This window comes from Sneathiella aquimaris, assembly GCF_026409565.1.
GTDB lineage: Bacteria > Pseudomonadota > Alphaproteobacteria > Sneathiellales > Sneathiellaceae > Sneathiella > Sneathiella aquimaris.
The window spans coordinates 170,805-182,777 of sequence record NZ_CP112881.1; the positions used below are offsets into that span (position 1 = coordinate 170,805).

The 11,973-nt window shown below is 43.1% G+C and carries 9 protein-coding genes and 1 tRNA gene; 6 read left to right on the forward strand and 4 right to left on the reverse strand.

The window, feature by feature from the left end:
• The first annotated feature begins 30 nt into the window (after positions 1-30).
• Genes OIR97_RS00870 through OIR97_RS00880 form a run of 3 tightly spaced genes read left to right on the forward strand, consistent with a single transcriptional unit; the run spans position 31 to position 6,366 of the window.
• Positions 31-567: a hypothetical protein gene (locus OIR97_RS00870; RefSeq protein WP_169543860.1), complete on the forward strand. Its 537-nt coding sequence runs from the start codon at positions 31-33 to the stop codon at positions 565-567.
• A complete protein-coding gene (locus OIR97_RS00875; RefSeq protein WP_169543861.1) occupies positions 560-3,286 on the forward strand; it encodes a hypothetical protein in 2,727 nt (908 codons plus the stop codon). The genes OIR97_RS00870 and OIR97_RS00875 overlap by 8 nt, the downstream gene beginning before the upstream one ends.
• Positions 3,286-6,366 (forward strand): tyrosine-type recombinase/integrase, encoded by a 3,081-nt coding sequence (locus OIR97_RS00880; protein ID WP_169543862.1) that lies wholly within the window; start codon positions 3,286-3,288, stop codon positions 6,364-6,366. The genes OIR97_RS00875 and OIR97_RS00880 overlap by 1 nt, the downstream gene beginning before the upstream one ends.
• 145 nt (positions 6,367-6,511) lie before the next feature.
• On the opposite strand, the gene OIR97_RS00885 is transcribed toward OIR97_RS00880, so the two are convergent.
• The 3 genes from OIR97_RS00885 to OIR97_RS00895 are packed head-to-tail and all read right to left on the reverse strand — an operon-like array spanning position 6,512 to position 8,300.
• Positions 6,512-6,910: a hypothetical protein gene (locus tag OIR97_RS00885; RefSeq protein WP_169543863.1), complete on the reverse strand. Its 399-nt coding sequence runs from the start codon at positions 6,908-6,910 to the stop codon at positions 6,512-6,514.
• A gap of 12 nt (positions 6,911-6,922) precedes the next feature.
• Positions 6,923-8,080, reverse strand: coding sequence for an Arm DNA-binding domain-containing protein (locus OIR97_RS00890; RefSeq protein WP_169544365.1), 1,158 nt, complete (start codon positions 8,078-8,080; stop codon positions 6,923-6,925).
• Between the two features lie 10 nt (positions 8,081-8,090).
• The gene (locus OIR97_RS00895) at positions 8,091-8,300 is read right to left on the reverse strand and encodes a hypothetical protein (RefSeq protein WP_169543864.1); all 210 of its coding nucleotides are present in this window, start codon (positions 8,298-8,300) and stop codon (positions 8,091-8,093) included.
• A gap of 166 nt (positions 8,301-8,466) precedes the next feature.
• Here OIR97_RS00895 and OIR97_RS00900 point away from each other — a divergent pair, with 166 nt between their 5' ends.
• A complete protein-coding gene (locus OIR97_RS00900) occupies positions 8,467-8,700 on the forward strand; it encodes a helix-turn-helix domain-containing protein (protein WP_169543865.1) in 234 nt (77 codons plus the stop codon).
• A gap of 203 nt (positions 8,701-8,903) precedes the next feature.
• Here OIR97_RS00900 and OIR97_RS00905 read toward each other — a convergent pair.
• Positions 8,904-8,990: transfer RNA gene (locus OIR97_RS00905), tRNA-Leu, on the reverse strand.
• A 175-nt stretch (positions 8,991-9,165) separates the two neighbouring features.
• Between OIR97_RS00905 and OIR97_RS00910 the strand changes: the two genes are divergently transcribed.
• Positions 9,166-10,116, forward strand: a complete 951-nt coding sequence (locus OIR97_RS00910) for a complex I NDUFA9 subunit family protein (RefSeq protein WP_169544366.1) — start codon at positions 9,166-9,168, stop codon at positions 10,114-10,116.
• 417 nt (positions 10,117-10,533) lie between these two features.
• Positions 10,534-11,967: an NAD(P)-dependent oxidoreductase gene (locus OIR97_RS00915; protein WP_169543866.1), complete on the forward strand. Its 1,434-nt coding sequence runs from the start codon at positions 10,534-10,536 to the stop codon at positions 11,965-11,967.
• Positions 11,968-11,973: the final 6 nt, after the last annotated feature.

Below are 11,973 nucleotides of genomic sequence, written 5' to 3' on the forward strand. Positions count from 1 at the left end.
ATTAACAAACAAAGATGAATTGAAAATCGAATGTTGATCTCCGCCCATATTGAAGAAATCTCGCTCTCAAAAATAGATGGTATTGATGATAGTATCAAAGATCTGCTGAATTCCTTCAACTTAGGCCCAAGTTTGAAGGCGTTAAGTCATGAAATAACTTCTGACGCACTAAAAGTGTTCTTGGAGCTAGCGCCTATTCGAGTTTTTAAACACAAGAAAAAAGAGACTTATCTTTGTGTTGCCGGTTGGCGACAACTGATGCTTGCCAAGGAATATTATAAAAATAATGAAGCATTGGTTCCTGTTCTTATTCAAGAAAAAAAGGGAAAGCTTGCTGAAATCCGAAAACGGTTTGTCGTTGAATCAATTCAGCTTCCAACTTTCTTTCAAATTGCCCGCGAAATTACAACAGTGCCAAAATCTATAGAGCAATCGTTAGCGAGAAATGCTGAACAGTCCTCACACGGAGAATTGCCAATTGAGGAACTTGAAAAGCTAGGTTTGAAAACAGCCGAACAAAGAGCAATTTGGGCCAATATGGCGCGGGAGACGCTATACCGTGGATGAAACTAGAGCTCCAGGAGACAGCGCTTCAGAATTCCAAAAACTCTATCGGTTTGTTGCTACTCATCCCGAGGGAGGCAATGATAATGCAGATAAAGTTGCCCGTCTGATGTGGCAACTTAACGTACCCGCTGAGTTGAACGGATTTGGGTGGATCACTATGCAGCTTGCAGCCTGGATCGGATGTAAAACTGGTTATTTTGCTGGAGGTAAATTTTCTAGACAGATTGAACTTACAGAGAATAGACAACATAAGTGCAGCTTATTGCAGTTGGATGACGAAGGCATGGCATTTTTTAATGATCTTCGTTGGTGGATTAAATGGTACGCCTCTCATTTTGATCAAATTAATCACTACATGGGTTTGGCTTTTGCCGATGGACCAGGTGAGGCAAAAGATCCAACTTCGCTTATCAAGAATAGTAGTCGACATCCGCTGTATGTACTGTTGTTTTGTAAGTTGCACGACGAAAATTGGATAGATCTTTGTCTTCGATTGCTTGTTATGCACGCATATGCTTTACGGGAATGGGGATATTCCAAATTTCTTGAATATAACGGTGAGAACGAGTCTTCCGACATCCGCATTACAGTTGGCCTGCGCGCAAGAGAACTACGGACACTACATGACGAGGCTGCTGTGGCCTTTATAAATGATCTCACCACAGAAGAAATTTGGGGTAAAGATCTATCTTTACGTCGAAAAAATGCAAACAATTTTACAAACTGGCAGTTAGCAAAAGAGCCTATCCGGGTTGGTAATGATCTGGTAATTGAAGGGAATGCTGATAGTAAATCTCAGGTAATTGTAGGTTTGCTATCAAAATTGTTACGTTTTTTCGATTCTGTCGGAAAAGGAAAATCAGGCAAGTTTCGCAAAAAAGGAAAAATTAGAAGTAAATCAAAAAGCCGTTCTAAGGTTTTTCCTTGGGGACGAGGAGAAGTTGAAATCGACTCTCACCGGTTTATACGGGATCCGGGGCATGACGCAGATGATGCTACTCCACATGAAGATGGACGACTAATTATTGAAGAATTCTTGGTTGGTGCTGATGACGAAGAAATTGTAGATTCCGATTTGCCAATTGATGAGTTCCTTGGCCCAAATTCCTTAATTTTGGAAGGGACGAAGAGAGACAAGAAATCTCAATTTAAAATTATCAATCCCATTTCTGCGAAACAACGTCAAAAACATATAAGTATGAGTGCCCAGCATTTTGCTTGGCAGACCGAAATGTTGACTTTTACGCAAATAAAGTCTCTTCACACATATTGTAATGAATGCATCCAAAAACACTTGGATAAAGCTAGCTATCTACTCTCTAAGGTCGAGAAGTGGGAGCTCGAATGTGCCTTGCTCATTCAAGTCATACTTTGGACAGGTTCAAATTTGGAGAGAGCTTTAGGATTGAGGGTGACGTCGATTTCTGGGATTGAGATGGCACCGGATAGTTTCCGGCTTTTAATTAGGAACGACAATATTGATGATGAAATAATAGGGGAGTTTTTGTTATTCCCAATTACACCTGAATATAAATCTACACCCACTTATGATTCTGAAAACTGTAGGGAACGAGTTGCTCGACTTCATTTACCGGATATCGTTAGTCAGGCGAAATCTCTAAAAAAATTCCATCAAAAATTTGTGAAGAATAAAAAGAGTAATCTGATTTTCCAACCGGTGAATAAATCGGCTGAAAAATCCACAGAATTATATAGAAAAGAATTAAAGAAGTTTATTATAGAATTTCAGAAAATTGATTATTTCGCTGAAGGTATTACGCTCAATAGAATTGAAAATTTTATGTTTCGATACCTTGAGAGTGAAACAAAAGACGCAGCCTTAGCGTCCATAATTACTGCAAATCACTACAAATCTGCTTATGTACGCCTTTTTTATTCCACATATTCTATGGAATATATCCAAAAAACTTACGGCAAAGCGACGGGACCTATAAGAGAAGAATTGAAAATCAATTTCGATGCTGGGTATAACAGCGAGGTGACTGGGCAACATATAGGTGCTCGGTTTTGTTTGGAAAGGCAGCCAATTTGTTCAGCGATCATGCGCCTTAAAAATGATTTAGAAGAAGCGTCGCATTATAGGACTTTGGAAGAGTTTATTCATTTTCACAATTTGTACACGTTGTACACTGTTTTAATGTATGGGTTTTCTACAGGTGCGCGAGCTGTTAAGTCACCGGTTTTGCTTTTTCAAGAGTTTGATAGTAATGGCTTTTCTTCATATGCGGATAAAGATTCAGATCCGCCTTATCATGCACGATTGATCTGGGTTCCTGCTGTTGTTCTGGAACATTTGGAAAGTTATTCAAAGTACTTTCACCGAGTCAAAAGCTGGATGTTTCTGCAGGATCAAAAGATACCGGATGAGGTTTCGAGTTTTTTTCTAAAAAAGACGAGAAACAAAATTAAAGTAGATGAGGCAAAACCTAGTGTAATTGAGCGACATTTCTCTACATACCTGAGTGCTCCGGCTAACGCGCATCGACGTTTTCTGAGAACTAGTTTGATTGAAGTAGGCGTATTACCTGAATTGGTAGATGCCGTGATGGGGCACTGGGGAACTGGTGAAGAACCTTGGTCAAGATGGTCTTCTTTTTCTTATAAGAACTACGTGGCTACAATCGAGCCAGAAATTAACAAAATTCTCCAAGAATTTGGTTTCACAGCATTTAGTTTTTCAGACGGAAAGAAAATTTAGTGTCGCCAGTTGCCCAAAAAATAAAGGATCATCTAAAGCAAAGACTGGGTGATAATTCTTTCGATTTTTCAGTTTTAGAGAAATTGCACCTCATTTTGTTGGAGAGCAACACCAAGTTGACAAAGGTTCTGCTCCTCGAACAACGCCCTAAAAGTTCAAAAGCGTACGATTATACAAGTTTAATTTCAAAACTGTTGAAGTGTGGCGCAAACAAGTCAGAGCAATATGGACTACTGCGTGCCTTTTATTATTGGGTCGCATGTCTCAATGAAATTGAGGAGGATTGGTCCCTAAAGCTTCCGCCTGTTCCGTTCTTCGCTCCAGCCCAAAAGAGCCCATTTACCATGGAGAGTAGAAGTTATAACTCGTTTGTTGCGGGTATTCAATCTTCTCTAAATGACTCGATATTAGAAAATTCAACAGCCAATTCTGAATTAGATATTAGGGCGGAACTAGGACGGATAGTCTTATGCTCAATAATATCCGGACATCTTCACTCTATAGATGCAGTAAAAGCCTTTCTTAAATCTATTAGGTTGATGGAATCCTTTCAAAATGCGGTTTGGTTGGATTTAGAAGTTGAAACTAAGAGGCATGCCGAACCGGAACTAAGGCGGTTTTTTATTGATCCGCAAACAATGGCTTTGATTTTAGGGAGCAGGGCAGAGACACTAGATTTGGCCGAGGAGATGGGTGCTCTTAAAACTTCTTTTCCTAAACAGGTATTTGGGGTCGTGCAAAATTTCTTGAAAACGGCGGGAAATCCAGAGCTTAACAAAATACCTAATCTTTCGTATTTACTCAAAACCGTGAATCATCATTTGGCGTTAAGCACCTTTCATGGGTTTGCAGCATATGCTGCCAGAAATAGCAGTTGCCATTCTCTGAAGCGCTCTTGTTGGGCAAGGATAATGGGTTTTAGTTATGACTTTCCAAAAGAGAAGGTGGTCAAAAGCATTAGAATAGACTCAGACCCGGTTCTGCAAAATGTGCATGACATATTTTCTATTCAGATGTCTGCTGATCATTTAAAAATACGTCAATTAATTTTACACAAAAATATATCGAAAAAAGAAGCCAAAGAAACTCTGAATGCAATAAATATTGAATGTGAGGCGGCGCAAAATAAGGGGAATGCATATAAATTATTGTCGCAATGGGCATATGATCGTCGTTGGATGCATTCCAAACTAGAGCTTGCGACGTTGAGAGGATACGTCTCAAGTATGGGCAGTCGACTGATCGATTTCGCGTCAGAAGTTGATTTGTTGGGCCTTGATAAAGATGGTTTCGATATGCTCTACCGAGAAATATTGCAGGACGTTGATACAGCGAGCGCAAAGCAAAAAATTAGTCGGGGGTTACACAATTTTCACAATTTTTTAGTGGATGAATATGCGGCGGTCCCACTCCAAGGAAAAGGAACTTTTCAAGGCGGGTTAGCACTTGCTGCTGTAGACGCAAATATTCTTACTTTCGATGAATATCAAAAATGCCTGGCGGCTTTTGATAGTGATAGAGAGTTAATGTTGGAAGATCCTAAGTTAGTTTTAATTGTCAAATTGATTTTTATTATAGGGTTTCGTTGTGGTTTGCGGCGTAGTGAAGTTTTTAAACTCAGATTAGCTGATGTCCATTTAAGCACGAGAACGGAAATTTTGGTCAGGCCATGGTGGGGCAGGCAATTAAAGACGGTAGCATCAAATCGCAAAATCCCCGTTTATAAACTATTGGAACCGAATGAACTTGATCTTTTGGAGCGGTTTACGGCACAGCAAACAAGTGAGTGGGGGGCCGTATATAGCTTGATCCACGACAGCTCAGACCTTTTTCGGAACGGGGACTCTCCATTATTTGGTTACGTTTCAACTACAGGGTTGGTTTTATCGAGAGAAGTGCTGTTTGGTCATATCCATCGAGTAATGCGGTCCGTTACTGGCGATGAAAGTGTCAGATATCACCATTTACGACACAGCTTTGCAACATGGGGCATGTTGAGATTATCTTTAGCAGAACAGAATGAAATACCTGTTTTGTTTCCTAAGCAACCAATCACACAAAATGTACTCGAGAGGTCAAAAGAATTTCGATCAAATGTGCTTGGAACAGAGCAAACGTCTCGCAAGAGTTTCTATGCAATCGCCTCTATCCTGGGACATAGCGGGCCAGATATGTCACTACATCATTACATACATTGTATGGACATCTTGCAAAAGTTGGAAAAGCCACAGATTGATGTGTTGCTTGTTTGTAAGGCCGCCAAAGTATCAAAGTCTAGCATGTATAGAATGCGAGAAGCTCCTGAGAAAAACGACCTGATCGATAATGTGTTGATTAAAAGAGCAAAAAAGGAAGAGTTGATCACGTTACACAAAGAGCACAAAGGCAAAAGCCGGTCGGTGGATGTTTTAGGCGATAGGGACAGAGTACTCATTAGGTTAGCGGATTTTCTGCAAATATGGTCAAAGAACACAATGAGTTTTTCTGATTTATGTAACCGATTTGAGTATCCAGAGGTGCAAGCGATACGCTATCTAGAAAACGGGAAGCATTTACAAAAATATGGGACGAGATCTGTTTCGTATAAGGAAAATGAGGGTCGAAGCCTATCACCCATTGTTCGTCTGACAGGACAACAAAAACGACAATTAGACACAGGGTTTGATCGGATTTTTGAGTATGCCTCTAAAGATCAAGGTCGTTTCTTTGAATTATGCCGCAACTATTCTAAGTTGCGGTGGAAAACACAAAATGGATTTCATTTCGATATCGAAACAAATTTAGAGCTCGCTAAAACATTTGTCAGGTTTTGTGAATTTGTCTACGGACACGAGTGTAAATTGCAATATCAGGCATACAAAGGTTCTGATTTTGAAAAAATAAAGAAATGGCAAAAAATTATTGGTTTTACCGATGAAAGTTGGGGTATTTCGCTAGCGCGGCCTAACAAAGCTTCAAAGGCCATCAGCAAAACAGTAAATATACGACCAATAGATTGTTCGTATACGGCCTTATCAGAAGGCAGCGAAAATCCGGTAGCACGGATTTTGTTGCATTTAATGGCTATTTACTTGATTTAGAAGATAGTTGTTTGGCGGTAAAGGGGATGACGATTTTAAGGCCACCCCCTTATGTGTATAAGTAAAACTCAGCTAATGGATTTACTTCTTAATTGTCATATCTGATTAAATAACTCATCTATATGAACTCAGGATCCTCTACAGTTTAAGCAGTCCGCAAAATCGAAAGCCGCAAAACAAGTTTTTTGGATACGTTGTCAATGGTGTTGTTGTCACCTGCCAGCATGTATTCTAGGGGCGTCAATCCCTGAAACGTATCTGGACCTGTCTTGAGCCATGTAAGGCGTTGCGATGAGTTTGAAAAGCATTGTTTCAATAAAAAATTGATCGCAACAATGACCACGAGCCGCTTGTTAGCGTCGTCCTCAAGAATAGGAAATATTCCATGTTTCCAGAGTTGAAATGTATCAAATGATCTTAAGTTTGAAATATCGAAAGTTTCGTCATCACTCAGCTGCCAAATATAGGCCACTTCCAAAAATGACTCGATAAGATGTTGCTGTTCGAACTCTTTGTGTGTTTTGTTTAATGTTTGTTTTGTCATGGTAGTGCCTTTCTAGTTTTTAGCTTGGAGATATGTTTCAAATGCTGAACCATCTTGACGGGTCAGGTTTGGAACAAAACGGGAGTAGACGCGAAATAACATTTCGGTGGTGGAATGACCCATTTGACGGGCGATCCACTCTGGACTTTCACCTGCTGCTAACCATAAAGTGGCTGCGGTATGACGCGTTTGATATGGCCTCCTTTTCTTAAGGCTGAGGAGGCTGAGGAGGGGATACCAAACCTTTTTCGTCACATCATTATGGCGCAAAGGCTTTCCCGCTAGATTACAAAAAACATATTCCATCTTGCCAGTTGCGGAATACTGCCTTTTAAAGGCCTCAAATACGGGAGCAGACATGTCTACCTCCCGCCAGGAACCGTCAGTTTTGACGGGCCCCATTAAGCCGTCGACGATGGCCTCTCTAATGAGAATTTGACGTTTGTCAAAATCCACATACTTCCATTTAAGGCCATCGATTTCACCAGTTCGCAGGGCTGTAAAAAACCGAACGAGGTAATAGTTTTTGTAATCCTCTCGGACCGTATAGACAATTTGCCAAACTTCATCGAGTGTGAAGGGCTCAACATCCGTTCGAGGTACCTTTAAGGGTTTGATGTTCTTAAACGGAGTGTTGAATTCATATCGTTCAGCCGCTTCTGCAAGGATCATTCGAAGAGGCGTCATGATGTGGTTGATACGAGAAGGGGATAATTTATTCCCCTTCAGTCCTTTCTCCAAAGTGAGGTCCGCTCGAAACGTCAAAATGCTGGATTTTGTGATCTGATCAACGGAACAACTTCCAAAACTTGGAATTAAATATTTTTGAAGGGTGAGCTGCTGGCTTTTTCGATATGACTGCCGCCAGCTCGGTTCCATTTCTGCAAACCAAGTCTTTGCAAAGTCTGAGAAGAGGGGGAAAGTGCCCTCAGTTTCAACAAAGGACGTTGATCTGACGTCAGTAAGCTGCTCTGCTCTTCTTGAATTCGGAAAATAGCTTTTATAGTCAAATTGATCTAACAGGATCTCTGCATCAATACGGTCGGCAATAATTTGCAGTCGTTTTCGATGAGCGGGTGTATCTATTAATTTCGTGAACTCGCGGCATCGTTTTCCTCGGTATCTGAAATCGAGAAAAAGCTTTCCTGCTTTGGAATTTACACTACCCATAAGTAACTCCTTATTGAATGCCGGAAAGCAAAGCATGAATTGATGGTGCTTCTGCCATGTCTTTTTCGATCTTCTCCCAGATGTAGAGAATTTTTCGTCCTCCAAATGGCCGGATATAATGGACACCTTCCAAAAGAACGCTGTCTTTCAATCGTTCTCGAATAGTCCGGGGGTCGTATTTGATGAGTTCGGAGAGTTCGTCAGTTGTTAAGTAGGTCATTTTCTACTTCCTAATATCCATACTCATGGGGCTATTTACTTCTCCATGATATTTTATCACCACTAACGGTGTCATGAAATAATCACCGTTAGTGGTGATAAAATATCAATGGAGATGAATTTATGCTGTGCTAAGGTGATCGCCTCAACAAAGTTGGAATCAAGAAATGATTAGAATTCTTCTTAAAGAGCTGGTTGCTAGAAAAGAGTTTGCTGATAAACGGAAAATCCGATTGGATGATTTATCTTCTGCGACAGGGATCAGCAAAAACACGCTCTCGCGAATGCAAAGCCCGCAAGGATACAACACGAAGACAGAAAATCTTGATAAGCTATGTACTTACTTTGATTGTCGGATCGAAGATCTGCTTGAGTATATTCCAGAGAAGAAGCAAAAATAGTCAGGTGGCTGATTTGCAATCACAGCTTGAATAGAAGCAATGGCTGAGAAATGTGTTTGGCGGCGAAAGTTATAGCTGTGGTCAACTTTTGGTCAACTTTTGGTCAACATTTACATTTTGGAGCGAAAAAAGAGAGCAAAAAAATATGAAATCATTACCCTTAAAATGGATAATTTAGTATATATTTCAATATTTTAGGGGGGTGGTGCCCAGGAGAAGACTCGAACTTCCACTTCCATACAGAAACTAGCACCTGAAGCTAGCGCGTCTACCAATTCCGCCACCTGGGCAACTCTTAGAGGCCCTCTGATATAAAGTGCGGGGGCTTCTGTCAACACTCTTTTAAAAACTTTGATCATTTATGGACGTTTTATCTTGGCCTTGGCTATGGATAAGGGTAAAAACGGCACCAGAAATGAAAGCTATGCTATGGCGGGGGCCATAATCGTTGAGAGGATTAGCATCATGTCATCGCGTTTGATTACCATTTTTGGCGGTTCCGGTTTTATTGGACGACATTTGGTTGGGCGTTTGGCCGCAAAGGGATATCGGATTCGGCTGGCCGTGCGGGATACTGAAAAGGCCGCGCAGTTGATGACCCAGGGAAATGTTGGGCAGATCGTTGGTATGCAAACCAATATTCGCAACAAGGCATCCGTTGAACGGGCTGTGGCCGGTGCAGATATCGTGATCAATCTGGTGGGTTTGTTATACCAGTCCGGTGCACAGAATTTTAATGCAGTGCATTTGGATGGGGCCACATCCGTTGCGATCGCGGCCAAAGCGGCCGGCGCAAAACAGCTGATTCACATGTCCGCCTTAGGGGCCTCGCTGGAAAGCCCGTCCGCCTATGCGCGGACCAAAGCCGGAGCGGAGCGGGCAGTACAGCGCGAATATGAGGGCGCGACGATCCTGCGGCCATCTGTTGTCTTTGGCTCGGATGATGATTTTACTAACAAATTTGGACAATTGACGTCCCTGTTGCCGGTTTTGCCTCTGCTGGATGGCGGGGCCGCCAATATGCAGCCCTTATGGATTGAAGATCTGGCAGAAGCCATTGTTCGCATCGTTGAAACACCGGATGCGCAAGGCCGGGTTTATGAATTCGGCGGACCGGATGTAATGTCTTTGAAAGAGATTATCGATGCTATTCTTGCAGTAACGGGCCGGACCTGTTTTATCGCCCCGGTGCCTGAAGGCCTGATGGCGTTTAAGGCCTTTTTCCTTCAGATGATGCCCGGAAAGCCGTTCCTCACAGTGGATCAGGTGCGGTTGTTGAAAGCGGATAATGTGGTTTCAGGCAACTATCCTGGATTTGCAGAGTTGGGGATTGAGCCGGTTTCGCTGACATCAGTCTTGCCGGAATATATGACCCGCTATCAAAAGGGCGGCGGATATAGCGGGCTACACGCCTGATCCATAGGACCACGTGACAAGTTATAGGCCGCTCCTGAAAGGGAGGGGCCTTTTTTGTGTTTGTGCTGATTCTCTGATCAGGCTCGTCCTTTTCTTATTTAGGTCCGATATGGTACTATAATATTTTTGATTTGACGGTAAAAATCGCAGAAGATCACTTTTTGAGGTGATTGCAAATCAATAAAGGTCATATATGCTGACCTATATACTGTTTTTTGCTGGCCAACCCTGATCATTTAGAGTAAAAGAAACCTCCCATTTGGGTCAGGTCGCCCTTGATCTGATCTTGATGGCCGGTTTGAAGCCTCTCAAACATGAAGATGAGCGCTGTCACCTATCGGCCCGAACGGGATTAGGAACAAAATGTTAAATGTCAAAAGGTCCGGATATTACCGGGCTTGAGCTGGGGACGCCTAAATGTCTAAAAAAATGCTGAAATTTGTGTCTGTCGACAAACAGATGCCTGAAAAGCGCGGTGCGGATCTTCGTAAAGAGGACTTTCAGGAAATCTATGAAGAATTTGAGACGGACAAAGCAGTTGAGCAGGCCAGTCGGTGTTCTCAGTGTGGTATTCCTTTCTGTCAGGTCCATTGCCCGGTCCAAAACAACATCCCTGACTGGTTGAACCTGACGGCCAACGGCCGGTTGGAAGAAGCATACGAAATCAGCCAGGCGACCAACAACCTGCCTGAAATCTGCGGTCGAATCTGCCCGCAGGACCGGTTGTGTGAAGGCTCCTGCGTTATCGAAAAAGGATTTGAATCTGTCACGATTGGCGCTGTCGAAAAATACATTACCGACACAGCCTGGGAAAAGGGCTGGGTCAAGCCAAACGCCCCGGTTCGTGAATTAAGCCAGTCTGTGGGCGTAATTGGTGCAGGTCCCGGCGGTCTGGCAGCGGCCGATCAGCTTCGCAAGCGAGGATATCAGGTTCATGTCTATGACCGGTATGACCGGGTCGGCGGCTTGCTGGTTTATGGTATTCCAAGTTTCAAGCTTGAAAAAGATGTTGTTGAACGGCGCGCGCGGCTGCTTGCGGATGGCGGCGTGACCTTCCATCTGAATTTCAATATTGGAAAAGACGCGACTTTTGCAGAATTGCGTGACAGGCACGATGCGATCGTGATCGCAACCGGTGTTTATAAAGCACGGGATATTGCTCTTCCGGGAAGTGGTCTGAACGGAATTGTGCCGGCCCTTGACTATTTGACAGCGTCCAACCGAAAAGGGTTAGGCGATGAAGTTGCCGAGTTTGAAAATGGAACCCTGAATGCGGACGGCAAAAATGTTGTGGTCATCGGCGGCGGAGATACGGCCATGGACTGTGTACGCACAGCCATCCGCCAAGGGGCCAAATCTGTGAAATGCCTGTATCGCCGGGATCGCAAAAATATGCCGGGCTCCTTGCGGGAAACGACCAACGCGGAAGAAGAGGGCGTTGAGTTTGTCTGGTTGTCGGCGCCAAAGGCGTTTCTGGGCGATGATAACGTTACTGGCGTGAAAGCAATTGATATGCATTTGGGCATTGCAGATAGCACAGGCCGTCAGGTGCCTGTTGAAATCGAAGGCTCAGAACGGGATATTCCGTGCGATCTGGCCATTAAGGCACTGGGATTTGATCCTGAAGATATTCCGGCGTTGTTTGATGAACCTGCCTTGCAGGTCTCTCGCTGGGGAACAATTGATGCTGACCCAATTACAAAAATGACCAGCATGGAGGGTGTCTTTGCTGTGGGCGATATTGTACGCGGCGCGTCCTTGGTGGTTTGGGCCATTCGCGATGGACGCGATGCCGCCCTTTCCGTTGAAATGTATTTGAAAAAAGCAAATCAAACTGCGCTGGCTTCCTGAGTTAGG